The sequence below is a fragment of the uncultured Pontibacter sp. genome (assembly GCF_947499215.1).
Lineage (GTDB): Bacteria > Bacteroidota > Bacteroidia > Cytophagales > Hymenobacteraceae > Pontibacter.
Window position 1 is genome coordinate 350,121 of sequence record NZ_CANMNI010000001.1, and the last position, 26,657, is coordinate 376,777.

Below are 26,657 nucleotides of genomic sequence, written 5' to 3' on the forward strand. Positions count from 1 at the left end.
CATGAGTCAGTTTGAGGTCGCCAACGGAATGGCGGCCGATGTGAAGGAAGCGTTTGTTAACAGACCCCACATGGTCGACAGCGAGAAGGGCTTTCTGGGCATGAAAGTTTTCACGCCGCAGGAGAATGAGAACGAGTTCTGGGTGATGACCACGTGGACAGATGAAACCAGCTACAGAGAGTGGTACAAGCAGCACATGAAGGAGTCGCACCAAGGTATACCGAAAGGCCTCAAACTAGTACCCGGCAGCCTGAAAGTGCGCTTTTTTGATTTGGTGAGCCACTGAATCCTTTTTTTGTCGTAGGTAAGCAAAAAGCGATCACCCTTATACCTTACAAGATGACTTTTTCCTCTTCCAGACCGGTTGACCTACTCTTAGATGCAGCACGCCGTGGCGACCTTACCGCACTCAAAAAACTAATAGACGAGGGAGCGAACGTAAATGAACCGGGTCCGCGCGGCTTCACACCGCTCATCATCGCCACTTATAACAACCAGCCTGCTGCGGCCCGAATGCTGCTGGAGGCAGGAGCCAATGTAAACGCACAGGATGCAGCCGGCAACACCGCCCTGATGGGACAGTGTTTTAATGGCTACGAGGGTATAGCCGAACTCCTGCTGGAGCATGGCGCTAAGCTCGATGTGCAGAACGGAAGCGGCGCTACCGGTCTGATGTTTGCCACTATGTACGGCTGCAACACTATGGTGAAGTTCATGCTCGAACAAGGCGCCAACACGGAGATCCGCGATAGCAACGGCCTTACTGCGCAGCAACTGGCTTCACAAGTAGGCAACGATGAGGCCCTGCAACTGTTTGCCGCCTCTGCCAAAAGCGAGTCCTGATACATTTCTCCTGAAGATTTCCCAACTTGCGGCTACATGACGTACGCTGCTCCCATACCTGAACTACCAAACCTGCCCGTAACAGAGGCCCTGCCAAGGCTTTTGCAGGCGCTCCAAACCGATAACCGCGCTGTGCTGGAGGCGCCTCCGGGCGCAGGCAAGACCACGCTCGTACCACTGGCCCTGCTCAGTGCGGATTGGCGGCAGGACGGAAAAATTCTGGTGCTGGAGCCCCGGCGACTGGCTACCCGCGCCGCCGCGCAGCGTATGGCAGATCTCCTCGGCGAACCGCTCGGGCAGACAGTCGGCTATTGGGTGCGTATGGAGCATGTCGTGTCAGGCCGCACACGGGTGGAGGTCGTGACGGAGGGTATACTCACCCGCATGCTGCAGGAAGACCCCGCCTTGGAAGGTGTGGCCGCTGTCATCTTCGATGAGTTTCACGAACGCAGTCTGCAGGCCGACCTCGGCTTGGCCCTTGCCTTGGACGCCCAAGCTGTGCTGCGTCCTGACTTGCGCATTCTGATCATGAGTGCTACCCTCGATGCAGCCGGTATCGGCAAGTGGCTGCAGGCCCCGATAATCCGAAGTGAGGGTCGTCTGTACCCTGTCGAAACGCATTACCTCTCTCCCGCTGAAGTAGCCGCCGCCGGTAGTCGTCCCGCAGAGCGCCTGAGCAACCTAGTGCCCAAAACAATTCGCAAAGCCCTGACGGAAGAACCGGAAGGCGACGTGCTCGTCTTTCTGCCGGGTATGGGCGAAATGCGCCGCGTAGCGGAGCAATTGGAGGACAGACTGCCTGCCACTACCGATCTGCACCTGCTGCACGGCGACTTGGCACTCTCCCGCCAGATAGCCGCCATACAGCCCGCCCCTGCCGGACGCCGAAAGGTGGTGCTGGCCACCAGCATCGCTGAAACCAGCTTAACGATAGAGGGCGTGAAAATCGTGGTGGACGGTGGCTTTGCCCGTATGCCCCGCTTCATACCACGTACCGGCCTAACTACACTAGTCACCACTCCTGTTTCAAAAGCCGCCGCTGACCAGCGCCGTGGTCGTGCCGGCCGACTGGGTCCGGGCGTTTGCTACCGTCTCTGGTCTACAGCAGACCAGCTACAGCTTCCCGAGCGGCAGGACCCGGAGGTATGCGAAGCCGATTTAGCAGGCTTGGCTCTTGAGCTGGCTATCTGGGGTATACAGGACGCTAACACGCTGCAATGGCTCGACAATCCGCCTACCGCTGCGCTTTCTCTTGCCCGAGCCCTCCTACTCGGACTAGAGGCCATCGACGCCAAAGGCCATGCGACAGCCCACGGCAAAGCTATTGCCTCGATGGGTTTGAGTCCTAGGTTGGGACACTTGGTGATCCGGGGCCGCGAACTCGGTCTTACCGAAACAGCCTGCGCCATGGCCGCCCTGTTGGCCGAGCGCGACATTATCAAATCGCAACATATACCGGCCGGTGCCCCCCTGCCCGATCTGGTTTTGCGACTAGAGATGCTCAGCGGGAAACGACCGCCTATACCCGGCTTCTCAAGAGATGAAAACGCCTTGCGACGCGTGCAGGAACAGGCGCAGCACCTGCGGCAGCGTCTGCGCGAACCCAAAGGCAGCATACAACCCCATGCAGCGGGCATACTCACCGCACTGGCCTACCCCGATCGGCTGGCCCAGCGCGAGAGTTCGGGACGGGTGCGTCTCATCACGGGCCAGCGCGCTAGCCTGTCGACTGAGCTTTTCGGCGAAGCGGACTACTACGGCATCGCTCATTTAGACACCGGGCAGCATCCACGCATCCTGCTGGCGGCTCCGCTCTCCAAAGAGGAAGTGCTTGAGCACTTTCATGCGCAGCTGGAAACGAAAGAAGAAGTGCGCTGGGATAGCACCACAGAACGGGTAGTAGCCCGTCGCATCACAACACTCGGAGCACTGTTATTGGAGGAGAAAAACATTGCGAATCCGAATCAAGAACAGGTAACCGAAGCGCTCATGCAGGCACTGCGAAGTAGAGGTATAAATCGTCTGCCATGGACAGATGATGCACTTCGCACCCGGCAACGACTTGCTTTTCTGCGGGAGTTCGCACCCGCAGATTGGCCCGACGTATCAGACGAGGTCTTGGAAGAAACTATGAACGAATGGCTGCAACCGCATTTGGCCGGCCTACGCAGTCTTGATCAAATTGCCCGCTTGGATTTGAACCAGATACTGCTCTCCCTCCTGTCATGGGAACAGCAACAGGATATGAACCGACTCGCCCCGACCCATCTGGAGGTACCAAGTGGCTCCCGCATCGCGCTTGATTACACCGATCCTACCACGCCCGTACTGGCTGTCCGTTTACAGGAAGTATTCGGGCTACTGGATACCCCACGCATTGTAGATGGGAAAGTACCGCTGCTGCTGCACTTGCTATCGCCAGCGTCGCGGCCCGTGCAGGTTACGCGCGACTTGCGCAGCTTCTGGAGTACGGGCTATTTTGACGTGCGCAAAGACCTGCGCGGTCGCTATCCTAAGCATCATTGGCCCGAAGACCCGCTTACGGCTCCCCCGACGAGAAGTATTAAAAGGAAAACCTCCTAGGGTATACCTGATAAAGCAGCTTTTAACGAAGGCCCTTTAAAATTATTTTTAAAACATTGTAACCCCCTTTCAAACAGCTCCGTATAAAAGAACGGCTAAAAGTTGAAAAGTTAATTGTTACAAACTAATCTTTTCAATAGAGAAAAGGACTCCTTAAAAGAGTCCTTTTCTTATTTAAGACGGGTTCATGTTTGTAAAGTATCGGCAATTAGAGTAGAGACAACTTTAATGCAGCAGGTCGATTATTGTATTTCTAGGAATAGACAATAGTTATTAATTATTGATTTATAACCTTTTAAAACAATAAACTCGTATACAAGTTAGAATATTACAAAAAAAATAATTTTTGCAATTGGATTTAATCTAGAACCATAAAAAATAAAACCATGAAAAAAGTAATGTATATCGGAGTTATCGCACTTGGAACACTAGGTATGGTAGCTTGCGACAGTGGAACAACCACAACTACTGACAGCGACGAAAGAGTAATCGACACGGATACTGTTTCAACTGAGTATGAAGTAGAAAGAACAACAGTAGAAACTGATACGACAGTGGAAACAGAAACTGTTGATATAGAAAATGAAAACCGTCAATAGATAGGAAGATAAATTCAAAGCAAAGCCAATTTGCTTGAAAGCAGAAGAGCTGGTCATTATTTGGCCAGCTCTTCTGTGTTTATTCCCCCAGTGTTCCGACCTTCGGCAGGATTTGAATGACAAATCGCCGATCCCGGGCATCGCCGGTCCTGCCGGCTCCCTCAAAACCGCTGCCCGCAGCGACCAGTTCGATCCGGTCTTTCGGAAACTTGATGCCCGAGCTCTGCCAGAATTTCATAAGTGCCACTGCCCTTTTGTAGCTCAGTTCCAGTGCATACTCCCGCTCTGTGATATTGCGCGGGTCACCTTTGGGATAACTGGCGGCTCGCCCATCAATCACGATCAGGTATTTTACGTCTTCGTCGTCAATGGAATTGATCACTTGGCTCAGGTTTTCACCGGCACGACGCAGAGGGCCAAGCGCGCGCTGCGGTATCTCGGCACGGCTCTGTTGGAAGAGCACATCTACTAGCAGTTCGTGCCGTTTGTGCCTTTCATTATACTGGAAATAGCGTTCGTCCAGTCGGCTCAAAGCCGACTTTATCTCATCCAGTTTTTTCTTCTCCTCTAACTCCACTTCGAGGCGGGCTAATGTCTGCTGGTTTTCGAGCGCCTTGTCCTGAAACAGCTTAAAACTCAGCACAAACAGCACGAGCATCACGAGGAAGAGTACCGTCATGAGATCTACATAGCTCGGCCAGAAAAAATCGCGGCTTTCCTTGCTCATGGCACTTACCTCCTATTATTTTGCCCGCCGAACAACCTGCCCAATGCGGCTTTCAATGGCCCCGGTTCGGCTGCTTTTGCCATGTTCACGTTGAGCATGTGCAGTTGACGGAGCAACTGCTGCTGTACCTGTGCATCGGCTTCCATCTTCTGCAACAGCTTTTCATTGGTCTGTCGGATTTCGTTGCTCAGCTGCTGTTGGGTGGTACCGAGCTGCTCTTGCTTTTGACTCAGGTTCTCGAATGGACGCATGTAATCGACGATGCGCGCGTATACGTTGTCTTCGTTTAGTATCCGGAAATGCTCCTGCCACTTTTCGTAGGCATTTTGCGCATCGCGTTCCTGATGTTGCAGTCTCGCTTCCATCAACTCGGTCAGGCGCAGGGCCGCCTTGTCGAAATACTGCTCCACCCGTGACGCTATGTTTTGCAGATCCTGCTCATGGCGGCCAAAGAAATCGACCTGCCGCTGTATGGACTCATCGTGTTTCTGTAAATAACCCGGCACCTGATCGAAGCCTTCCTGTAGGCCGGTCAGGCGGCTAAGCACCTGCCCGATGTTGTGGGTCAGCTCCCCACCTTTCTGCACCGACTCGTTCAGGGCCACTTGGTACTGCAGGAAATTCTGGAAAAGTTGCTCGCTTTCTTTCAGCTTGTCAAACACCTGCAGGTTGGCGTTGGCCATTTGGGTAAAGCCGATCTCGTCGAGCTTGTGGATGAACTCCTTCTGAACGCGGATGTTTTCGGAAAGCGAATCCACGATCGGTCGGAAACCCAGTATTTTGTCGAGGAAGTCCTTGTTGAAGGAGTCAAGCACCGATTTGAGGTTGCCGAGACTTGCCGCCATATCGGAGTTAAGCTTGGGCAGCAGGTTGGTCTGCAAGAAGGTATAGTACTCGTTCTGCAAACGATCGCGTATACTGCGGGCGTTCTTCAACTGATGATTACCCAGCAAAGTCAGTAGCAAACCGAAAAAGCTACCCGCCATGGCAATGAGTACGCCGAACAAAAAGCTAGGAATGTTCTGATCTGTAATAAAAGAGGAACCAACGGCTATACCTTCCTCTGCCGCTTCGGCCGTTACCAAGCCGGTAAATACCAGACTGGATAGGCCGATAATAACACCCGAGAAGGTACCCAACAAACCGATGTAGAGAGGCGTGGCAACCGTGGACTGTACTTCACTATCCATGGCCTCAGAATAGCGCTCGGCCACGTCTTTGAGGATGTCGAAATCGGCTGCGGCCCCCTTGTTACGGCGAAGGTACTGGTTCGTACTATCAATGATCTTGGCAAAGGTTTCGGAGGGCTGCTGCACCTCAATGAGGTCTGTTGTAGCCGTACCCTTCCCGCCCGAGGTGCTGGTTTTCATCAGTGCTTCGGGATCGCCTTGCACCAAAAAGATATTCCCTCCTGCCAACATTTTGTCCAGCTTTTCGAGGGGCATGGAATAGCGCGGCACCGGACCGCCCTTGGCCTCTACCTGCAAAGTATCTTTCTCGACGGCCACCACACGTTTCACCGCGGGGTTGGAGGGCATATACTCCCGAAAAGGCTGTCCGTCCAGCACCGCCTTGCGCAGGTCTTCCGCTGACTGGCCTATACTGGCAGCCGGAGCCGCCTGTTCAAGCATTTGTTCCCGAAGAGAGAGGCGCTCAGCAGAGGGAAAAAGCTGCTCTATTTGCCTGATCCGGCTCCGGGTACCCCTGTAGATGTACAGTTGGTAGCCCAGAATAGCCAGTATCAGGATTGCCTCAAAAACAAAAATGCCTGCCATGTAATGGGTTTACCTAAAATCGATGCGTGCTTTCTGTTCTATTTTCCAGCCATTACCCACTTTAGCCAGCACGCCGTCGTGCTGCTGCACCACCTGACTGACCATGCGGTTGGAGGGTTTCTCAAAAGAGAAGGCGTTTTCGAGCCGGTCTATACCTTGCGAAATCACAAAAGCGTGATTGCCCGCCAAATTAAAACGGTAATAGGTCATATTGCCGCCATCTTTTGGAACATCTACTTCAATATAGCTATCAGAATCAGGCTGCTGCTGCAACTGATGCTGGCGTATCAAACCGTCTTCAGGTATAATCGCATAGGCTTTGCCCGGATTTGCAGGTGACTCTGAAGGAAATGGCTCATCTGCCGCAATAGGTGCGGAAGGTGCCGTCACGGTGCTGTTGGCACTAGCCGCCTCCTGCTCGAGTTCGTCCAGCAGGCTACCACCGGCTATTTCCAGATTAACGGGCGTAGAACCGCTCTCCTGATCCGTCTCTACCGATTGGCTGGCATCCCGTGGCTCATTGCGTCTGCGGTTATCCCGTTTAGGGCGTCGCTGCTGGCCTTCCTCCTGCTGCTGGGTATGCCGCTCCTGCGTAGTTCTGTCCTCCGGTGCCCTTTCCTGTGACTGCGGTGGCATGTCGGTAGACTGTCTTTCCCGCTGTCTTCGCTCCTGCTGTCTTTCCTGTGGCTGTTCATCTTGTTGGGTTCGTTCCTGTGGCTGTCTCTCAGACTTGCCCTTTTTGGAGCGTTGTTTCTGGCGCTCTTCGTGGCGTTGCTCCTGCTGCTCGTGGCGTTCCTGACGTGGTTGGTTCCGACGTCCGTCCTCTTGTGATTCCTCCGCGCTTCGGCGGCCACGGCTGGAGTTGCCCTCCAATCTGCGGAGTCTCTCTTCCAGTATGTCAATGCGGTCTTTCTGTTTTTCGACCCGCTTGGTCATGATACGGTGCGAGCTGCTGGCTCGCAAAAAGGCAAAACCAGCCCCTACCAGTGCTATCAGACTTATTATTATGGCAATTGCATTCATTGTTTAGAGTATTATAAAGCGTTTGTTCTTTATGAATCAATTTTAAAAAGCCCAACCACCCCTTCCTGAAAGAAAAGGTGGCCGGAACAGGTATAGGATCTGTATCTCAATTAAGAAACCGTGCTTACCTGCGACTGCTGCCGGTAAAGTTCTTTGGAGAGCAGGTATAGCGACTGCTTGAGCGGCATAAAAAACATGGTCTCATGCAACGGCTCACGGTCAGTCAGGCCACGCACCGTATCCTCCAAGATCATGGTATAGCTGTCCTGCAAGTTAGATCGCATGAACTCAAGCACGCGCATCGGGTCCACTTCCACCCCCATAGAGCGCATCAGTGGAGAGATATCCGGATCATCGAGGAGCATTTCGAGGCAGGCCATCACATTGTCCATCACCTCTTGGCGCAACTCACCCGAAATCTGAGTTTTGGTTACCGGCGTGAGGGCTTCCGCTGTGTTGGCAGTGCCCGTCGGACGCATGATCGGGATGTTGGTCAGGTCATTGAGGTCTGTTCCCTCCAAGGCCATCGCACCACCGTTAGCTGTTACCTGTTTCGGATTGTCAACCAGCACCAGTTTGAAATTGGCCGGCGGTTCCTGCCCCGTCACTTTCTGGAAAATAGCTTTGGCATAGCGCTCCACATTCGATAGGTTATTTCCGGCACTGAGCAATTTGATGTACAAACTACCACGTCCACTGAAGGAGATATAGCGCGGTACTTTTACGTCGAGTTGCTGCACCAGCTGCGCGAGGTGGTACATAAGCGAACCGAAGTGCAGGTAGAACATCAGGCGAAGTTGACGGGCTTGCAAAAGCTGCTGGCTGTAGCTCAGCTCTTTGTCGTAGTTGAAGAGCAAACTGCTGATGTCAGCGGAGTTGAAATCTGGGTTATCCAGCGCTGTCTCTAGGAACTTGCGGTACTCGCGACCCTCTTCGGTGAGCGGGATGCGCAGCACATGATCCACGCCATACTGCAGCAGGCCATTGTCTTTTCGGGTCTTCACAGTAGCAAACCCATCACCCCATAGGTCGTTACCTGCAAAACGGAAAGAGGAACTGTGCGAAGGCTTGCGGTTGGTGAACAACAGCACGTCGGTGGTACCGCCGCCAATATCCACGTTGATGAGGTTCTCATCCTGACTCGGCACCACGGCACCTGTTCGTGACAAGAAGTAGAACGGCGCCACCGATTCGGTAATGCACACGGTGGTGCGGCCGTTCTTGAAGACATTGTTGTACACCCCATCCCACACATTCTGGAACATGTTGCGGGAGTATTCGTCGAAACTGAGCGGCGCAAACCACACGATCTTGGTGGCAGCAATATTGCCATTGTTCAGCGCCACCTTGTTGCGGATGAGGAGCATGATCTCGGTGAAAAAAGCCTCGATGCGGCGCTTGCCAGTATTGGTGAGGGTCTCGCTCCACTTCAGGTCAGTATGGTAGGTTTGCTTGTACTGGTCTTGGTGCGTGCCCTCAGTATTGATAGAGAAACCGATGTTGATGTTACCGAAAAGGTTGGTGATCTGGTTCTCAAAATCGATGGACTCGCAGGTAGCGGTACGGGTCGGGAAGTTGTATAGCGAACCGCCGGAGCCAATGATTAAAGGTATAAACTCTCGCTTAAGCAGCGTTTCAACGGCAAACAGTCGACCGAAGCCTCGTTTGTGGAAGCGCTGGTAATCGGTCAGGGCCGGGTCATCGGATGGTTTGTTGAGCATCACCAGTTGCTGATCGTTGGCGGTGATGTTGAACTCACGCGGGGCTTGGTTCGCTCCGGAGGTATAAGCGATGTGCGTGTTGGATGTTCCGAAATCGACAGCAAAAGTGAAGTTGTGTATACCTTGCTGCAGCTCCTGAAACTTAGGCACGATCAGCGCCTTTCCCGTTATGTCCACCCCGGCGTGCGTGAACTCCGCAAAATCGAAATGGGTGCCACGTACTTCATAGTAGGTACTGCCAGCGCTGCTGTTGCTCTTTTTGGTACGCGTATGCGCTGAGGCCGAAATGATACCGCCGCCGGACTCTAACTGCTTGCCACCCGCATAAAAACTGAGGGTATGGTTACGGTTCACGAGCAGCGGATCGATGTCCTCATCCACCAGCATCACTTTGTAGAAATCGTTGTAAGCAGGTGCATCTGTAAACTTGAAGAATGGGAACACCCCGAGCCCGATTCTAGATTTGATAATCTTACCTTTCTCAGGTATTTCATAACCGTGCGCATCTTTCGAATTGAGCGGATTATCATAATAACTGCGCTCGTATACCACGTCGCCTTTCTCAGTTGGTATGCGCAAGGTCACCCGCACATGGTTCAGATCAATATGAAAAGTGAGGTGATTGGCCAGATCCTGCGGCGCGAAATAGTCAAAGTACAAGTTGGTGATCGGCAACAGGTAATTAAAAGACTTCTCTGTTACCCCCGGCTGGTAGACCACTGTGCCACTATAGAAACGGTCTGTGTTGACTTCGTAAGGCACCTGCACCAGTGTTTCCTGCAGCAGGTCGTTGATGGTCAGGTAAGGATAGTTGAAGCCCACGCCCGGTAGGGAACGGTTCTCCAAGGGCTTCTCGTCTGAGTAGCCCACCACCGTGCTTGTCGGCCAAGCGAGGTTGTTGACATATTTGATGTTCGGGGCCAAACGCAGATCCGGCTTCAGTACGATCGGACGCTCTCCAGAGAATCCGGTATGGGTCGGACGAATGAACAGGTCGCTGCTTGTTACGGCGGTCTGGTCTTTCTTTACCAAGAAGTTCAGATGCCCCACATGTACCGGGTTCTGCTGGTAGTCCACCAACTGCAGGTACTCCGAGGCGATGGCTCCCTGCCCCACAGCGCCCGCCATGTTGATGTTGCGAAGCAGGTTCTCGTCGAGCGCATTGTATACAGCCGGGAAGGCCTGAATCATGGCAGGGTTAGACACGAAAAGCTTGTGCACATACTCTTTGAAGTCACGCTCCCGGTCTTCCAAGGACACGTAGTTGTGGTCGAAGTAAGTACCGATGTTTTGGGCGCGGTTAATAGTAAGCGGCTGCACATTCGGTGCCACAAACAGGAAGGTGAGTGGGGAAGTGCCGCCTATCAGTTGCATCTGCCTGTCGCCGCGGGCGTTAGTGGACTCGAAGAAGAACAGGAAGATATCCTCCACTCCTTGAAAGCGGCTGTCGTTCATAAACAGCTCCAGCGTACGGCCCAGCAGACTCGTGTTCGGATTGGACTGCATCGCCCCGAGTTGCTGTTGCTTGTTCCAGCGGCGAATGATGATCTTGTTACCGGCCTGTGCGTAGCTCTGGTGGTTATAGAGTAATTCCCACAGGTCCCAAAAGTGGGTGACGAACTTGTGATAAATAGTGTTGGTACCGGAGCCGCCAACACCCCGCTTCACGAAATCGAAAGCGGTCTCGAAAAGGTGCATGCGGGCAAAAGGTGTAGGTATGGAAGCATTGATCTTGAGTGCTCTGCCTCCGGAGCCATCGGTAATATCTTTGATCTCGGTGCTGGTGATTTGGCTGGTCTTGGCCCAGCCCTCCACGTTTGATCCGGTTTTATGAAGACGAAGTACTTTCGGCATGTTCGTTTGTTTTTATAAGGTGTGTTGCAGAGTTATAAGACTCTTTTCCTAAATTAATGCCTTTCAAATATGTAAATACAGCCATTTGAAAGCAGTACCTGATTGTCCCCTTGAGGGGACTATAGGGGTGTTCAGTTACAGCTGATGAATTAACAATTTTAATCCCAGTTATTGTCCGCTAACGATTACACCCCTCCGGTCCCCTCAAGGGGACAATTTCTATTAACTATACTTCAGCTTCTCCTCCACCAGCCTTTCCGTCGCCACTTCAAAAGCCTTGATCGTGGCTTTGAAAGGTTCGCGGTCTGAGATAGATTCTGAAGCGCGGTTGAGCTCTTTCACGAAGGCGCCCTGATGTATGCCCTTGTTCAGGAAGCCTGTCTCGATCTGCTTGTCCGATACCATGCGGTTGAAGTCGGTTTCGTTTAGATCCAGTGCGGCGAACGTACGCTCTTTACGTCCTAATTCGCGAAGCCAAGCTTGGTAGCCAAACTCTGGATGTGTCAGGAATTTACTCAGCTCTTTGAAGGACTGGTCGTTGCGTACGGCACTGCCCAAATCCACACTCTTGGCATAAGCCGCTTGTGCGTCGTCTGGCAAGTGCTTTGTAAAGTAGCGCTCAAAATAATGGAAGCGAATCAGCTGTGTGGCAATACGGTCACGCGTCTCGGTGTCGAGGTGCGAGAACTGCACATGGCTTACGTCTTCGCGCAAACCGAACTCATGGTATACCTCATTGCCCCCCAGCTCATTGTCTGAGTAGTCCATGAAGTCCACAATGGCCAAGGCGCTCAGTAGTTCCACCAAGTGCGCGTCGTTTTTCTGACTGGCGCGACCCGGGTTGTTCTCCATCGGTTTGTCCGGCGTGTCACCCATGTAATACACGGCATTGACCCCATTGAGATGATGCTGGTAATAGGACAGTGCATCTTTTGCCTTGGTCGTGAAGGTGTTCGAATCGATAAAGTCCGCCTCCACGCCTGCCGCCGGTTGCTCCAGCGAGAAGTAAGGCAATACCACCATGGCACCTGTTAAGGCGGAGTTTAAACTAGCCGCATTTGGAAGACCGGTGCGGGAGTCTTTGAAGTTTTTGAGCAGCAGAGGGAAGCCGGCGGCGCCTGTTCCTCCGAAGATCGAACTCACAAAGAAGATGCGGTCACCGGCCTGAAAGTTGGATGCAAAGAAGCGCATCTCCGGCGAGTCGATGATCTCGTTCAGCACCACGCTGCCCACGTTTGGACTGCCACGGAAGCCCACATCGAGGCTATTGTTGAGGTTTTCCGGCGTGAAGAGCAGATCGATAAGCGACTGACTGTCAATGTCAAGTTGGTTATACCCGACATGGTCTTTAAAAGGCTTGTTAATACCTCCGAAATCATACACAAAACTGTCACGGATCTTGGCATTGCCATCGCCGGCTATGCTGGACAGGGTGCTGATGTCGGTATGGAAAAAACCATCGTCGCGACGACCAAGCGAATCGTGAATCTGCTTATAGGTTTTAAGCAGCTCCACGGTGCGGTTCATGTCCCCGTTTTGTGTGTCCGGGTCTATGATGATGGGTACTATTTTATCGCAGTTTTGGATTTTGACACCCGCCGCCATGAGCATCACGAGCGAGCGAATGACGCGGGAGCCTGTGCCCCCTATTCCGAATACAAAAAGCTTTGCCATGTTTATTTTTTATTAGGCCACTTCACAGGGGTCGTCCATGCCTGCACGGAGCCCCTCTTGAGTAGAATGGAGAAAAGAAAGAAAAGAACCAAACTATAGATCACGTTCAGGAACGCGAACATAAAGGTATAGGAGTGAGTGTCGATGCCGTTGGCGTTGACCTGTACCACGGGGATGATAAAGGCGATGATGGCATTGAGCACGAGGAACATCACCCAGTGCTGGGTTTTATAGAGCCCGGTACTCATCATGCGGTTCAGCACATAGTAATAGATGAGTACAATCGCCAAGGTGATGATGATCAGCAACAGGCCTGTGTTCGGGAACACCACTTCACGGTAATCATTTGTGAAGTTGGCAGGGATCGGGCGGCCGAGAAACATCTCGTATAGCCCCCAGAAGAACTTTTGAATCATATGGGTTAGTCTGCTTTGTTGAATTGCACGCTTACATTAAAAATGTGGTCGCTCTGGTCCCGGTACAGGGCCTGCACACCGTCCATGATCTTGGTGAGCTGATACGTTCTGCCGGGTTCTTTTATCGGATTGTTATCGTTTTCGGTAGACCATTTTTCCACCCAAGCCGGGTATACGTGCGGTAGCTGAATATAGACCGATCCGGAATTGGCTGTCAGTTGGGTTACCTGTACCCGCACAAAGTGGGTATAGCGCGCCAGATCCGGCGTGGCCCTTATACCTTCGTCGGTTGCTATGACCGACACCATGGCAGCACGACAACCGTTGCCCATCACTTTCAGGTGCTGCTTCAGGTATGCAACACGCTGCATGTTAGCCGGTAGCGTGCTCAGGTCAATGCCAACGGTAAACTCCACCTGTTCATCCGGCTGCGGTTGCAGGTTAACGGAGGTACAGGGGTCCGCGTTGCGGCTGCTGCAGTACACAATGCCAGCGGGTTTGAAATTGCCTGATTTGAGCAGCGCCGAAAAAGGTGTAGTCTTGTACGCAAACCCAAAATACGCCTGTTGCTGCGGTAAATCGCGGAATACCCGGTTGATGACCACCTGCACGTCAGGCTGTTTGCCGATCACCCAAGTATAGAACGGTATTTGCTCTCCTTTCAGTATCCTGCGCACCTCCGGCTTTTTCACAGCGGGGTGGTAAGTACCATGGAAGGCAGATAGATCACCCAGCACAGCTACCACTAGTCCTTGCCGTTCCGCCTCGCGCAAAGCACCTCTGATATCGGAGTCCAGTGACAAAAACTGCCCCTGATCGCTGGGGCCGTGTATGAAATCGGAGATGATAACGGCAACCGCTTCGTGGTCTAAGGACTGCTGGAGGGCGGCACGAAGCATCTCGGGCAGGGGCGTGCCCCGCACATCATCTCTTATGCCGTTTGCGATGTATTTTTTGATGACATTGTAGGAAACGCTGTCCAGTACGGGTTTGCCTTGGGCATCCTCTTTGGCCAAGTAAAAAGCTTTGCGGTCCACATAGCGGCCATCCTGCACCTCGGAAACAAGCCTGTTCATACGCTCCTGAAACTCGGTGCCCGCCTTGCCCGCCACCACGGGCGGCATAAATCCCTTCATCCCGTTGGAGATCTCAAGGTATACGTTTACATGAACAGTCGAAGGTTCTTGCAGTTCAGTAGGCTCAGCGGGTGCCTCGGCAGAGGAGCGTCCCTGCGGAGGGACAGCGATGTCAGGGTCTCTTTCTTCTTCGGCACTCTGTTTGGTATAGCAGCCTGCCAGCGTCAGCAGTAGGCCTATTAATGCGATATGTATACTGTAGAACTTAGTGTTTGGAAGCATGCGCTATTTGGTTAAAAGCAATGGCAATACTGTAGAATCAGGTATAAGGTTGTGCCATGAGAAGCCGTTCCGGCCCCTTCGTGCTCCTGTTTTGAAACTTGAACGAAAAAGTAAGCAAATTAGATACGCATACAGCTATATATTCATATACTTGATTGCTAAGTAGCTTACCCTCTTGACTGGAAGATTATGCTACTTTTATTGGAGAGTATATCGTATAATTTGCTGGCGAGAAAGGCCGAATGAAGCGTGATCGGAAAAAATCGAAAAATATTTAGGGCCTTTGTAACCTTACCCAAAATGACCCCGTATAAAAGAATGGCTAAAAGTTGAAAAGTTAATTGTTACAAACTAATCTTTTCAATAAAAGAGAGACTCCTCATAAGGGGGTCTCTCTTTGTTTTATAACTGATTCTGTCTGCGTTCGAAATGAGCTTGCAGCAAATCCTCTAAAACTTGTTTCGTCAGCGGCTTCGTGAGAAAGTGCGTTATACCTGCCGCCGTTACCCGTTCCCTATCCTTCGGATTCAGGGAAGTAGTCAGTACCGCTATCAGGGCTGATGCCTTCGATGGGCAATCCAGTTCTTCAAAAGCTTTCAAGAAATCAAAACCATCCATCACGGGCATGTTGATGTCTAATAAAATAAGCTGAGGCATCTTGCTGACGTCTGCCTCATGTCCAAGGCATTTATCTCTGATGAGTTCAATGGCCTCCTTCCCATTGCGTGCGATATACAGTTCATCCGTGACTGCCGCTTTTTTAATCAGCAATTGGTTAATAAAGTTGGAAGCCTTGTCGTCGTCAACCAGCAGAATAGAATTTATTTTGAGCATATTTTTTTTGCAGCGTACGGAACAGTAACAGAAATCAGAAAAATGTGTTTAGTGCCTAAAGTATACTTTGAAGACTGATCCTATTCCCAAACGGCTTTCCACCTCTATCCTGCCACCGGCATTCTCCACGATTCTTTTGACAATGTATAGCCCGATGCCAGAGCCTTCCACATGGTCATGGAGCCGCTTGAACATGGAGAAAATCTTGTCTTCATCGGCCATGTTAATTCCCAACCCATTGTCAGCTACGGCTAGCATAATGGATTCTGGCGAAGTTTCAGTGAAAACACGTATAAAGGGCGGGCGATCAGGTGAACGGTATTTGAGTGCATTGCTTATCAGGTTATAGACAATACTCCTGATGTTTTTGGCAGAAAACTGCACCGCAGCGCCTTCGCTAATGTCCGTTTCAACTACTGCACCGGTCTCCTTGATAACTGATTCAAAGTCGAGCGTAACTTCCCCTACAACATCGGCCAAATTAATAAAGGACACATCATCACCAGCCTCACGCTGTATCTTGGCTACTTCCGTCAGGTCGGAAAGCGCCTTTTTGAAACGTTCGATTGAGCTATGGATAAGCCCAATTAGTTCTTGTACCAATTCAGAGGCCAAGGTATCATCAGACATACAGTCTGTGAGGGCATGCATCAGGCCTTCAATATTGGATATAGGGGCTTTCAGATCATGAGAGGCAGCATACACAAAATTATCCAAGTCAGCGTTGATGGCCAGCAGCTCCCCGTTCATCGCCTCGATCTCGCGGCGTGCCGCCACCTGCTCGCTTATGTCGATGGCAACCGCAATGATGCCGTCCATCTCTCCCTGCTCATTACGCACAGGCTGGTACACAAAGTTAAGGTAAGCTGTTTCCAGTTTTCCATTGCGCTCAAGGTCTACGGGAAGTTCGTTCGCCACAAAGGGCTGCTCCGTTTCATAGACCCCATCCAACAATTCTTTTATACCTTGGTCTTTTACCTCTGGCAGCGCCTCCAGAACAGGCTTGCCAATGAGATCCTCCTGGCGGCGGCCCCAAATCTGGCAAATACCGGGGTTAGCCAAATCGATAATATAATTAGGACCACGCAGTATGGTTATTCCCACGGGAGCCTGCTGAAACATTTCATTCAAAGCTTTCTGCTGTTTCATCACAGCTTCACGTGCCTGTGTACTGATGATGGACGTGGCGATCTGCCTACTCAGCAGTTTATGGAAATTCTGGTAATCATTGCTATACTCCAAGTGCGGATTTATACCTGCTACGAAGAAGCCGAGCACCTCTTCCTGCTCCGATCGCAAGATGGGTAGTATAACGGCTTTTCTAGGCAGCGCTGTCGTTGCAATTTCCTTCTGCGTATCTTTTGAGCCGAAGGGGGGATCAAAAAGGATGGGCTGTCTTTTTGTTAAGGCCTCTTTCATAGGGCACATACCAACCTTATCCAGCTTATTCAAGCTTACAACTTTCTGCACCTCATCAAGGGTCACATCACCTGATGTACCTGCCAATTTGGCTTCAGAAGTGCCCCTGTTCAACAGGTAAATCATGCTGTAGGGTATATCCTTGGAGTTCTCAGACAAGAGATCACAGGTAACCTGACAGGCCTGTTCTATTGTGTAAATCTGAGATAGTACTTCGGAAGCATTATTTAACGTGTTGAGGCGCCGCTGACTGAGTACAGAGTTTGTTTCTTCGTAACAGGCGCAAAATACGCCCTCCACTTCCCCCTTGTCATCGAAAGCGGGACTATAGGAAAAAGTCCAATAGGTCTCTTCTGCAAAGCCTTTTCTTTCCAAGTACAACAACAGGTTTTCTGCATAAAAGGCCTGCCCATTCTCTAAAATCCCTTCTGTAATATCTCCTACATTATCCCATATCTCCGACCATATGTCTCGGGCACTGCCGCCTAGCGCATCTGGATGTTTTTTACCCAATGCAGGTATATAGGCATCATTATAAAACTTATACAAACCCTTTGACCACCAAATGAACATGGGGAACTGGGAATGCAGCATAAGTCGGATATTGGTTTTCAAGCTTTGGGGCCAGTTGGCCGGGTCTCCGAGCGAATGGTTGTTCCAATCGTATTCCCGCATCAGGGCACCCATCTCGCCACCGCCCTGAAGAAATGCCAGCGCTTTGTTATTGGTCATACTACCATCTACTTCTCTCATAAATAAGGAATTTTTAATACAGGTAAGAAGCTACCCATATTCGTTACCAGACAATACCTTCGAAAGTTGGCAGGTCGTGGCCCTTGGAAACACAAACCCTAATATGCGAACATAAGCCTGATAAACAAAATCCAAGAGCTATCCTTTAAGCTTTACATAAAGAGATGGCATAGGGGCTTTTAAGCAAAAATGCCCCCTGTAACTGGAACAGGAGGCATTTTTTAAACTAAGTTCTATTGCGGCAAAATGACGGTGCTACAAGGCGTTCTTCTTTAGCTCCGCCTGAAACTTCTTCAACTGCGGATCGATCTGCTTTTTGTCGCCTACCACGACAAGCGTCATGTTTTTCGGCTGTATGTATTTCTGAACAGTTTGCTGTACCTGTTGCGGTGTAATGGCGTGGATGTTCTGCACCTGATTGGAGAGGAAACTGTCCGGCAGGTCGTGCAACTCCAGAAAACTAAGCTGGGAGATGATGCCCCAAGGCGAGGAGTTGCGGAGCACAAACAAACCGGCCTCATAGTTTTTGATGCCCTCCAGTTCTTCCTCTGATGGCGCTTCGGTGCTCAACCTGTTGATCTCGCGCAGGATCTCACGCAAGGAGTTTCCGGTATGCTCCGTGGTCACGTCAGCAACCTGCGCCCAATCGCCCACACGGTAGCGTGCTGCCAGTGTGCTGTAGGGCGAATAGGTATAGCCTTTGTCTTCGCGGATGTTGCGGGTTATACGGGACCCGAAGGAGCCGCCCAGCAGCGAGTTGGTTACACGCAGTGCCATGTAATCCGGGTGCGAGGGGTCTACCACCGGCAGGCCGAACACGATCGTGGACTGGGGCGCCCCCGGACGGTCCTGCACGATCATGGTGCCTTTGGTAACGGGCTTGGCCACTTCGATCTGCGGGGCGGGGCCTTTTGTCCAATTGCTCAGCGTGGAAGTAATTGCCTCTTTCATCTCCCCCTCATCGAACATGCCGGCCACGTATATCGTGGTACGATCGGCGCCGAACTGCTTCTGATAAAAATCGCGTACCTGTGCGGCCGTAAAGCCTTCAATCATGGCATCGGTTGGCAAGTCGCGTCCATAGGGATGATTGGCATAGATAGCTCCCCGGTACTTGGTCTGTGCGATAGAACCCGGTTGCTGGCGCTGCAGGTTGGTCTGCCGCTTGAAGTCATTCTTGATACGGTCGAGCTCCGACTCCGGGAAAGCCGGATTCTGTACCAAGTCAGCCATAATAGCAACCAGCTCCGGACCGTACTCTGAAAGCGCCGAACCGGAGATCCACGTCTGATTCGGCCCCACACTCACAGACAGCGATCCGCCAAGGCGGGCCACTTCCTCGGCCAGTTGGCGGGCGTTGCGGGTGGGGGTTCCCTCCTGCATCAGGTTGCCTACAATATCGGCAAGACCGTTTTCTTTTTCCGTCTCGTGCACGTTACCGACCTGCACTTCCATGCTCACCACCACCTTGGGGATTTCACCATAGGGCACCATGGTAGCCGAGAGGCCATTAGGGAGTTCAAACTCCTCTTTGGCAGGTAGTGTAAAGTTTTTCGGAGTGCCCCCTTCAGGCGGGGTTTGCTTCTGCGCCAAGGCTATACCTGATGTAAGGCCCAACATGGCGCTCAGTGTTATCGTGATTAGTTTCTTATACATAGCGATTAGCTTTTAGCGAGTGGGTTTACAACTAAGACAGTTCTGTTTGTCGGACGCAGATACTCCTGAATGGTTTTCTGCAACAACTCGGGCGTCACTTTTCTAAACTCCGCCTCTATGCGGTTGATGCGACTAGGATCGTCGTCGAATAGGGCGAAAGAGGCAAGCATGTCCGCTTTGCCAAAACCCGAGGAGGCGCTCAGTTGATCGTAGAGCGATGCGCGGATTTTAACGATCGCCAAATCAACCAGTTCCTGGCTGATACCCTCCTGCTGTAGCTTCTGTATTTCCTGATCCACCACAGCCATAATTTCGTCAGAGGCCACATTCTGATCGTGAATCAGGCTGCCCATCCACAGCATCGGTCCGTTGTAGTTGAACATGTTGCCAAGGAAGGCGTTGATGCCGCCGTCCACAGAGCCGGTATAGCCCCGCTCCTGCACCAGTGCCTGATAAAGGCGGCTGTCGTTGCCCTGCAGCAGAATCTGATCTAACAGCCCCATTGCATAGTACTCCGGTGAATTTCGCTCCGGCATGTGGTAGGCAAAGGCTATTGCTGGGCGGTTGGCAAGTTTGTCATCCTTGGTGAAACGCTGCTCCTTCTCCTGACGCGGTTCGGTCAGGTCAACAGGCTCGGGCAGCGTTGCGGAGGGTATATCGCCAAAGTATTGCTTCACCCAGTTCTTAGCATCTCCGGTTTCAAAGTCACCCACCACAACCAGTACGGCATTGTTTGGCGAGTAAAAGGTATCGAAGAAGGACTTTACGTCCTCTAGGTTGGCGGCGTCAAGGTCTTCTAAATCACCGTAGAAGTTATGCGCATTGTACCAGTTCTTGTTGGCGTACTGCGGCATGTCGAGCCATGGGAAGCCCCCATAAGGCTGATTGAGCACGTTTACTTTCACCTCATTCTTCACCACTCCCTGCTGGTTGGTCAGGTTCTCCTGTGTGATATTGAGTCCGCGCATGCGATCGGCCTCGGCCCAGAGCATGGTCTCCAGCTTATGCGCCGGCACAATCTCGAAATAGTTGGTAAAATCAAAGCGGGTTGAGCCGTTGAGGATACCGCCGTTTTTCTGCACCAGCTGGATGAACTCCATCTTGCCCAAGTTATCAGAGCCTTGGAACATCATGTGCTCAAAGAGATGGGCGAAACCGGTGCGGTCCTTCGGCTCGATGCGAAAGCCGATGTTGTAGTAAACGGCAATGGTAGCCAACGGAGCCGTTTTGTCTTGGGAGAGCACCACTTTAAGCCCATTGTCCAAGGTATAATAATCCACCGGAATCTGATAGGCGGAGCCGGTCGTGGCCGGGCTAACCGACTCAGCAGTTGCCGTAGTCGTGTCGGTTTCGGCTGTCGGGGTGGTGCGCTGGCTGCAGGCGGCGGTTCCCAGCAGCAGCACCAAGCTGCCCCATCTCATAATTCTTGCTAAAGGTTTGATTTTCATTATGCGCTGATTTTAAGGTTGAAGATATTTTAAGCCTTAATCCAGAGCCTTTTACGGAAACCGTATAAAATATATACTAAAAAATATGTTTAATTTTAAAATCTTACCCAGTCTATATAAAAACAGCCCGAGCTTATCCAGTAAGCTCGGGCTGTTTAAAAGATGACGATATAAGCCCGTTATTTTGGTAGCAGCACTTGGTCGATTACGTGGATGATGCCATTTGAAGTAGGTATGGAAGCCAGAATGTTCACCCCGTTCACAGTCGCCTGCTCACCGTTAAGCCCCAATGTAACGCGACCGCCGTTTACCTGACCTAGACTCATGTCATTGTCAAATCGCTCAATCGGAATTACGCCCACATACACGTGATACTGCAGCACATTCTTCAGATCGCTTTTGTTCTCAGGTTTGAGCAGGCCATCCACGGTACCTGCCGGCAGTTTATCAAATGCCGCGTTTGTTGGAGCGAACACCGTAAAAGGGCCTGCATTGGCTAGGGCATCCACAAGTCCGGCCGCTTTAACGGCAGCTACCAGTGTGGTATGGTCCTGTGAGCCGGAAGCAACCTGCACGATGTTCTGCTGCGACTGGTCGTCTGCCACAGCGGACTGTCCGGCACCCTGCGGTTCTTCTGTCTGTGTGGAGGCTACCGCCGTTTCTTGCTCGTTGGCGGTGTTGCAGGAGGCTAATAGGCCGAATCCCGCAAGGATCAATGTTAGATTTAAAATTTTCATGTCAGTTCGATGGTTTAGTTTCAGATGTAATATTGGAGAAATTTCTTACCTTGAAATATGACTGTGATTAGTCTAAAAAATGATATTTATTACTTTTACAGCTTGCCGCACACTGCTTAGGCCCTAAACTAGCCTAGGCCAAACAACATAGGCACGAAACGCCGTACATCACTTAGTGCGAACCACAACCGGATATGAGAAATAAGAACGAACTACGCGATACGATATTCCGCCACCTCGATGGCATCGTCACAGCCCCTACTGCCTTTAGCCTGCACCAGCACGGGGTGCTGCCCTACTTGCTGGAGGTTGGCGAGGCGACGCTTGAAGCACTTGTAAACCAATTCAAAGCCAACGATGGCTACCTCAATGTCGCACTCCGGGTGCTCTGTTCACAGGGCTGGCTCGAGCAGCAGCTCGACAATGTCACTGACCGGATCTCCTATCGCGTCACGGACCGAGGTCATATTGCCTTCAGGCTGGTATACCTGTATGAGGATGTGGTGAAGCTCATGCAACTGTCCGGCAAGTACCATCCCCGCAAATTTGAAAAGGAGCCCTACCAGCTATGGGCTCAGATCGCTGACAGGTATAAAAACAACTATGGGCTTACTTTGTCTGACGAAGGTGATGAGCGCGAGGTACAGCAACAGATCCTGCTCCACATAGAGGGCTTGCTGATGGGACCGACGATTGTGTTGCTGGGTATGAACGGCATGTTTCATAAATACTTCATGGAATCGCGTTTCAGCCCAGAGGAGTTTCACGAAAACCATGAGGACTTCCGAAAGATTCTGGACTTGTTCGCCCATTTGGGCTGGTTCCGAAAGGTGCGCGAGCAGTATGAATATACTGAAGAGGGTGTGTTCTTTGCCAAACGCGGAAGTGCCTATGGGGTGACCGTGTCGTACATCCCTACTTTCAGGCATCTGGATGACTTGATTTTCGGGAATCCGAATGTGCTCTGGGACAAGCCGGAGGGATCGCCTGAGTTACATGTGGACCGTGAGATGAACGTATGGGGCAGTGGTGGGGCTCACGCTACGTACTTCAATGTGATTGACGAGATTATCATCGAGCTCTTCAACCGGCCGATACACGAGCAGCCGAAAGGTATACTGGATATGGGTTGCGGTAACGGCGCTTTCCTGCAGCACATGTTCGACGTGATCGAGCGGCAAACCGCCCGCGGCAAGGTACTGGACCAGTACCCGCTCTTTCTAGTTGGTGCCGACTACAACCAAGCAGCCCTCAAGGTAACTCGCGCCAACCTCATTAAGGCAGACATTTGGGCCAAAGTGATCTGGGGCGACATTGGCAGGCCCGACCTGCTGGCCGATGACCTGCGCGAAAACTACAACATTAACCTGAAGGAACTGCTAAACGTACGCACCTTCCTTGACCACAACCGCATCTGGGAGCGCCCGAGCAAACGTACCGAAAGCAGGCTGAGTGAGTCTACAGGTGCCTTTGCCTTTCGGGGCATGCGCATTAGCAACAACGAGGTAGAGGACAACCTGCTGGAGCACCTCAAAAAATGGACGCCCTATGTGGATAAGTTCGGTCTGTTGACCATGGAACTGCATACCATCCCCCCTGCCTTGGCAGCAGCTAACCTTGGCAAAACAGCTGCCACCGCCTACGACGCAACCCATGGATTCTCAGACCAATACATCGTAGAGGTGGAAGTATTCCATAAAGTGGCAGGCGAAGCCGGCTTGCATCCTGATAAAGGTGCTTTCCGACGCTTTCCGGATTCTGACTTAGCTACGATCAGCATCAACCTGCTGAAGGGTAAACAAGATTAACTCAGCACTATACCTGTCTCATGATCACAATCCGTCACGCACAGCTCAGTGACCTCCGGGAGGTTAAAGCGATCGACCAGCTCCTTTTTGGGGCGGATAGCTACCCGCTTTTCGTACTGCGGCAGTTCTATGATGTGACAGGTGATTATCTGCTGGTGGCCGAAACAGCAGGTGAGCTTGTCGGCTATATGCTGGCGCATTACAATCAAGATAAATCCTTGGGCTGGCTGCTCTCACTAGGCGTACTCCCCGCACACAGGGGCAAGCGCATCGGCGAGAAGCTGATGGCCGCCTGCATAGGTCAGATGGAAACGAAGGGAGTTGCAACACTATACCTGACCGTACATCCCGACAATGCCGCTGGCATCAGCATTTATACCCGGTTGGGATTTGAAGTGAAGGAAGAGGTGGCAGACTATTACTTGGACGGCAGTCCGAGGCTCTTGATGAGCAAACAGATTAAAGTCTAGACGTTTGTTTCTAGCGCTAGTGATTTGGTTTTAATAGACCATTTGAAACTGTACCTGCAGCTGATCCTTTACTTTCATAGTTAATATGGAAGGTCGCTTGATACTGAATTGCTCTAAGCTGATCTCAAAGCCGCCTTCCACCACCATGTCCTCCCCTTGTCTGTACTGGCGTGCTGTGAACCCGATCTCCTGCGTCACGCCATGAAAGAAAAGCTGACCCTTTACAGCAAGCGCTCCGTCTCGCTCTGCAATTTCTGAGCTCACAAAGGTCACCTCCGGGTACCGCTCTGCTTCCGTTACTTTCAGCATATCCCGGTCCCGGCGACGGTTGCCGCTGTCAAAGGATCGGACGGGAACCGACACCTTTACCCGCTCAATCTGTTTACCCTGCTGTGATAAGAGCAACTCGCTGCTCACTTGTTTACTTATGCCCTGCACGGTATGTAAGGGGTGGCTCAGGGTATAACCAATGGTGCTGCTGGGTTTTGACGGTTTAACTGTCTGCTGTTGTGCTATGGCCATAGGCTCAAAGGCCATGAGGAGGGACACAATCGCCAGAAACAGGATCCAAAATGCAACAAGCTTCATACTATTGGTATACTGCTGGTCTTCTGCAAAGTTGAAGAGTATCTGCTTGATGCTGCAGGGGGCTCAAAAGCTTGGCGGCAAACTAAAAACAGCTTGCCTGTGTTATACCTGCTGCAACGCCCGGCATAAGGCTCAAAAAATAATCAGCATACATGTCGCTAATAAGCCTTATTTTAGGGCATTCAAAATAATTTCCGTTTAACGAAAGCTTTTTGAAATCTATTTAAAACATTCAATCTAACATGAAAAACACAAAAGACACCACCACCCTGTCTCACACAGAGAGAGAGACGTCTGTCTGGAAGAACCGCCTGAGGCTGCTGCTTTTCGGAGCGGCTACTTTCTGCGCTCTGGAGGCTTCGGCCCAAAATGGCGGTAAACCTGCCGGCCAGTCCAAGTTCATCGACAAGACCAACATGGACCTGAGCGTGAAACCGGGCGATGATTTTTATACCTATGCCAATGGCGTATGGCTGCGCAAAAACCCTGTTCCTGCCAAAGAAACCCGCTGGGGAAGCTTTAACCAGCTGCGTGACTTCAATATCATCGCTGTAAGAACGATCCTGAATGATGCCGCTGCCAAGAACAACGCACCCGCTGGCTCCATTGAGCGCCGCGTAGGTGATTTCTACGCCGCCGCCATGGACAGCGCTTCTATTGATAAATTGGGCTACGAGCCGATCAAAGCTGATCTGGAGCGCATTAAAGGTATACAGGATGTGAACGGTGTGCTGCATGAAGTGGCATATCTGCGCAGCACTGGTGCAGCAGCCCCAATGTTTGGCTTCTACGTGGGTCAGGACCGCAAGAATGTGGAAGTGATGATCCCGCAACTGAGCCAAGGTGGCACCACCCTGCCAGATCGCGACTACTACCTGAAGAATGATGCCCGCAGCACCCGCATTCAGGAGTCTTACAAGAATTACATCACGAAGCTCTTCACGCTGACTGGCACTGATCAAGCCACCGCCCAGAAAAACGCTGAGACCATCTTCAACATCGAGAAGAAGATGGCAGAAGCTCAGATGGCCCGCGTTGAGATGCGCGACCCACACAAGACGTACAACAAATTTGCCGTAGCAGACTTCAGCAACACCACGCCAAACATGGAATGGAAACAGCTGATGTCGAAGCTGAAGGTTACTGGTGAGGACACTATCTTGGTGAACAACCCGAAGTTCTTCACCGAGCTGAACGGTATGCTAACCTCTACGCCGGTAGCTGATTGGCAGACCTATCTGCAGTTCAATGTACTGAAGTCAGCAGCGCCATACCTGAGCTCTGACTTCGTAGATGCGAACTTCGCCTTCACGCAGACGCTGTCTGGCCAGAAGGTACAGACGCCACGCTGGCAGCGCATGGCACAGCTGACAGACGGCACTATAGGTGAGCTACTTGGACAGCTGTACGTGCAGAAGCACTTTAAGCCGGAAGCCAAAGCCAGAATGGACGAGATGATCGCCAATTTGATCAAGGCTTACGAGATCCGCATCAAAGGGCTGGACTGGATGACACCTGAAACAAAAGAGAAAGCACTTGCTAAACTCTATACCTTCCGTCCGAAAGTAGGATACCCAGAGAAATGGAAGACCTACCAAGATCTGGATATCAACCGCAACACGTTTTTCCAGAATGTGCGCAATGCTGGTCAGTGGGGCTACAACGACATGGTAAGCCAGCTAGGCAAGCCGGTTGACAGAACCAAATGGGGCATGACACCTCCGACCGTGAACGCCTACTACAGCCCGGTGATGAACGAAATCGTTTTCCCCGCTGGTATTCTGCAGTTCCCGTTCTTCGACCCGAATGCGGATGATGCCGTGAACTATGGTGGTATCGGTGCTGTGATCGGCCACGAGATCTCTCACGGTTTCGACGACTCAGGCAGCCAGTACGACAAAGACGGCAACCTGCGCAACTGGTGGACGGACGAAGACCGCGCCCGCTTCCAAGAAAGAGCGGACCAGCTGGTTCAGCAGTTCAATGATTATACTGTGCAGGACACCATCCATGTGAACGGTAAACTGACGCTGGGTGAGAACATCGGTGACTTGGGTGGCTTGAGCGCCGCTTACGAAGCCTTTAAGATGACAAAGCAGGGCAAGTCCAAGAAGAAGATCAACGGCTTCACGCCAGATCAGCGCTTCTTCCTGTCATGGGCTCAGGTATGGAGAACCAATATCCTTCCTGAGACAGAGGCACAGCTTATCCTGACGGACACGCACTCGCCGGGCAAATACCGTACGATCGGTGCGCCTGTGAACATGGACGCTTGGTACAAGGCCTTCAACGTGAAGCCGGGTGACAAGCTCTATATCGCACCAGAAGACAGAATAAGAATCTGGTAAGCTGGCTTATACCTAGCTACATG

At 51.6% G+C, this 26,657-nt stretch carries 20 protein-coding genes; 7 read left to right on the top strand and 13 right to left on the bottom strand.

From position 1 onward, the window contains the following. Position 1 precedes the first annotated feature (1 nt). From Q1A04_RS01555 to Q1A04_RS01570, 4 genes are all read left to right on the top strand, one after another. Entirely contained in the window at positions 2-286 is a 285-nt protein-coding gene (locus Q1A04_RS01555; protein ID WP_299700258.1) for an antibiotic biosynthesis monooxygenase family protein, read from the top strand. Between the two features lie 53 nt (positions 287-339). Further along, positions 340-843: an ankyrin repeat domain-containing protein gene (locus Q1A04_RS01560; RefSeq protein WP_299700261.1), complete on the top strand. Its 504-nt coding sequence runs from the start codon at positions 340-342 to the stop codon at positions 841-843. 36 nt (positions 844-879) lie between these two features. Continuing rightward, entirely contained in the window at positions 880-3,426 is a 2,547-nt protein-coding gene (gene hrpB / locus Q1A04_RS01565; RefSeq protein WP_299700264.1) for an ATP-dependent helicase HrpB, read from the top strand. Between the two features lie 386 nt (positions 3,427-3,812). Next, positions 3,813-4,025, top strand: coding sequence for a hypothetical protein (locus Q1A04_RS01570; RefSeq protein ID WP_299700267.1), 213 nt, complete (start codon positions 3,813-3,815; stop codon positions 4,023-4,025). A gap of 79 nt (positions 4,026-4,104) precedes the next feature. Here Q1A04_RS01570 and Q1A04_RS01575 read toward each other — a convergent pair whose 3' ends face one another. From Q1A04_RS01575 to Q1A04_RS01630, 12 genes are all read right to left on the bottom strand, one after another. Continuing rightward, positions 4,105-4,752 (bottom strand): hypothetical protein, encoded by a 648-nt coding sequence (locus Q1A04_RS01575; protein ID WP_299700270.1) that lies wholly within the window; start codon positions 4,750-4,752, stop codon positions 4,105-4,107. A 5-nt stretch (positions 4,753-4,757) separates the two neighbouring features. Next, positions 4,758-6,527 (bottom strand): hypothetical protein, encoded by a 1,770-nt coding sequence (locus tag Q1A04_RS01580; protein ID WP_299700273.1) that lies wholly within the window; start codon positions 6,525-6,527, stop codon positions 4,758-4,760. A gap of 9 nt (positions 6,528-6,536) precedes the next feature. Further along, a complete protein-coding gene (locus Q1A04_RS01585) occupies positions 6,537-7,550 on the bottom strand; it encodes a hypothetical protein (protein WP_299700275.1) in 1,014 nt (337 codons plus the stop codon). A gap of 110 nt (positions 7,551-7,660) precedes the next feature. Next, a complete protein-coding gene (locus Q1A04_RS01590; protein ID WP_299700277.1) occupies positions 7,661-11,125 on the bottom strand; it encodes a hypothetical protein in 3,465 nt (1,154 codons plus the stop codon). 222 nt (positions 11,126-11,347) lie between these two features. Then, positions 11,348-12,799, bottom strand: coding sequence for a hypothetical protein (locus Q1A04_RS01595; protein ID WP_299700279.1), 1,452 nt, complete (start codon positions 12,797-12,799; stop codon positions 11,348-11,350). A 2-nt stretch (positions 12,800-12,801) separates the two neighbouring features. Further along, positions 12,802-13,215 carry a hypothetical protein gene (locus Q1A04_RS01600; RefSeq protein WP_299700281.1) on the bottom strand — a complete coding sequence of 138 codons (414 nt, stop codon included), beginning with the start codon at positions 13,213-13,215 and terminating at the stop codon, positions 12,802-12,804. A gap of 5 nt (positions 13,216-13,220) precedes the next feature. After that, on the bottom strand, positions 13,221-14,573 hold the full coding sequence (locus Q1A04_RS01605; RefSeq protein ID WP_299700283.1) for a hypothetical protein: 1,353 nt from the start codon (positions 14,571-14,573) through the stop codon (positions 13,221-13,223). A gap of 402 nt (positions 14,574-14,975) precedes the next feature. Next, a complete protein-coding gene (locus Q1A04_RS01610; RefSeq protein WP_299700285.1) occupies positions 14,976-15,407 on the bottom strand; it encodes a response regulator in 432 nt (143 codons plus the stop codon). 48 nt (positions 15,408-15,455) lie between these two features. Further along, complete coding sequence (locus Q1A04_RS01615; protein ID WP_299700287.1) at positions 15,456-17,579, bottom strand: ATP-binding protein; 2,124 nt, start codon at positions 17,577-17,579, stop codon at positions 15,456-15,458. Between the two features lie 255 nt (positions 17,580-17,834). Further along, complete coding sequence (locus Q1A04_RS01620) at positions 17,835-19,235, bottom strand: pitrilysin family protein (protein ID WP_299700289.1); 1,401 nt, start codon at positions 19,233-19,235, stop codon at positions 17,835-17,837. Between the two features lie 5 nt (positions 19,236-19,240). Further along, positions 19,241-20,656: a pitrilysin family protein gene (locus tag Q1A04_RS01625; protein WP_299700291.1), complete on the bottom strand. Its 1,416-nt coding sequence runs from the start codon at positions 20,654-20,656 to the stop codon at positions 19,241-19,243. 206 nt (positions 20,657-20,862) lie between these two features. Then, positions 20,863-21,420, bottom strand: coding sequence for a fasciclin domain-containing protein (locus tag Q1A04_RS01630; protein ID WP_299700293.1), 558 nt, complete (start codon positions 21,418-21,420; stop codon positions 20,863-20,865). Positions 21,421-21,614: 194 nt separating this feature from the next. Here Q1A04_RS01630 and Q1A04_RS01635 point away from each other — a divergent pair, with 194 nt between their 5' ends. Together Q1A04_RS01635 and Q1A04_RS01640 are read left to right on the top strand one after the other, a co-directional pair. Further along, entirely contained in the window at positions 21,615-23,228 is a 1,614-nt protein-coding gene (locus Q1A04_RS01635) for a class I SAM-dependent methyltransferase (protein ID WP_299700296.1), read from the top strand. 20 nt (positions 23,229-23,248) lie between these two features. Beyond that, complete coding sequence (locus Q1A04_RS01640; RefSeq protein ID WP_299700298.1) at positions 23,249-23,698, top strand: N-acetyltransferase; 450 nt, start codon at positions 23,249-23,251, stop codon at positions 23,696-23,698. A gap of 30 nt (positions 23,699-23,728) precedes the next feature. Here the strand turns inward: Q1A04_RS01640 and Q1A04_RS01645 are convergent, their stop codons facing one another. Next, on the bottom strand, positions 23,729-24,286 hold the full coding sequence (locus tag Q1A04_RS01645) for a YceI family protein (protein ID WP_299700300.1): 558 nt from the start codon (positions 24,284-24,286) through the stop codon (positions 23,729-23,731). A gap of 242 nt (positions 24,287-24,528) precedes the next feature. Here Q1A04_RS01645 and Q1A04_RS01650 point away from each other — a divergent pair, with 242 nt between their 5' ends. Continuing rightward, positions 24,529-26,634, top strand: coding sequence for a M13 family metallopeptidase (locus tag Q1A04_RS01650; RefSeq protein WP_299700301.1), 2,106 nt, complete (start codon positions 24,529-24,531; stop codon positions 26,632-26,634). The last annotated feature ends 23 nt before the right edge of the window (positions 26,635-26,657 follow it).

Excerpts from the sequence above, each read along its gene's own strand:
- Q1A04_RS01650 (WP_299700301.1), top strand. The coding sequence starts at position 24,529 with ATGAAAAACACAAAAGACACCACCACCCTGTCTCACACAGAGAGAGAG.
- Q1A04_RS01560 (WP_299700261.1), top strand. The coding sequence starts at position 340 with ATGACTTTTTCCTCTTCCAGACCGGTTGACCTACTCTTAGATGCAGCA.
- hrpB (WP_299700264.1), top strand. The coding sequence starts at position 880 with ATGACGTACGCTGCTCCCATACCTGAACTACCAAACCTGCCCGTAACA.
- Q1A04_RS01555 (WP_299700258.1), top strand. The coding sequence starts at position 2 with ATGAGTCAGTTTGAGGTCGCCAACGGAATGGCGGCCGATGTGAAGGAA.
- Q1A04_RS01575 (WP_299700270.1), bottom strand. The coding sequence starts at position 4,752 with ATGAGCAAGGAAAGCCGCGATTTTTTCTGGCCGAGCTATGTAGATCTC.
- Q1A04_RS01630 (WP_299700293.1), bottom strand. The coding sequence starts at position 21,420 with ATGAAAATTTTAAATCTAACATTGATCCTTGCGGGATTCGGCCTATTA.
- Q1A04_RS01635 (WP_299700296.1), top strand. The coding sequence starts at position 21,615 with ATGAGAAATAAGAACGAACTACGCGATACGATATTCCGCCACCTCGAT.
- Q1A04_RS01615 (WP_299700287.1), bottom strand. The coding sequence starts at position 17,579 with ATGAGAGAAGTAGATGGTAGTATGACCAATAACAAAGCGCTGGCATTT.
- Q1A04_RS01645 (WP_299700300.1), bottom strand. The coding sequence starts at position 24,286 with ATGAAGCTTGTTGCATTTTGGATCCTGTTTCTGGCGATTGTGTCCCTC.
- Q1A04_RS01605 (WP_299700283.1), bottom strand. The coding sequence starts at position 14,573 with ATGCTTCCAAACACTAAGTTCTACAGTATACATATCGCATTAATAGGC.
- Q1A04_RS01595 (WP_299700279.1), bottom strand. The coding sequence starts at position 12,799 with ATGGCAAAGCTTTTTGTATTCGGAATAGGGGGCACAGGCTCCCGCGTC.
- Q1A04_RS01580 (WP_299700273.1), bottom strand. The coding sequence starts at position 6,527 with ATGGCAGGCATTTTTGTTTTTGAGGCAATCCTGATACTGGCTATTCTG.
- Q1A04_RS01585 (WP_299700275.1), bottom strand. The coding sequence starts at position 7,550 with ATGAATGCAATTGCCATAATAATAAGTCTGATAGCACTGGTAGGGGCT.
- Q1A04_RS01600 (WP_299700281.1), bottom strand. The coding sequence starts at position 13,215 with ATGATTCAAAAGTTCTTCTGGGGGCTATACGAGATGTTTCTCGGCCGC.
- Q1A04_RS01610 (WP_299700285.1), bottom strand. The coding sequence starts at position 15,407 with ATGCTCAAAATAAATTCTATTCTGCTGGTTGACGACGACAAGGCTTCC.
- Q1A04_RS01625 (WP_299700291.1), bottom strand. The coding sequence starts at position 20,656 with ATGAGATGGGGCAGCTTGGTGCTGCTGCTGGGAACCGCCGCCTGCAGC.
- Q1A04_RS01570 (WP_299700267.1), top strand. The coding sequence starts at position 3,813 with ATGAAAAAAGTAATGTATATCGGAGTTATCGCACTTGGAACACTAGGT.
- Q1A04_RS01620 (WP_299700289.1), bottom strand. The coding sequence starts at position 19,235 with ATGTATAAGAAACTAATCACGATAACACTGAGCGCCATGTTGGGCCTT.
- Q1A04_RS01640 (WP_299700298.1), top strand. The coding sequence starts at position 23,249 with ATGATCACAATCCGTCACGCACAGCTCAGTGACCTCCGGGAGGTTAAA.
- Q1A04_RS01590 (WP_299700277.1), bottom strand. The coding sequence starts at position 11,125 with ATGCCGAAAGTACTTCGTCTTCATAAAACCGGATCAAACGTGGAGGGC.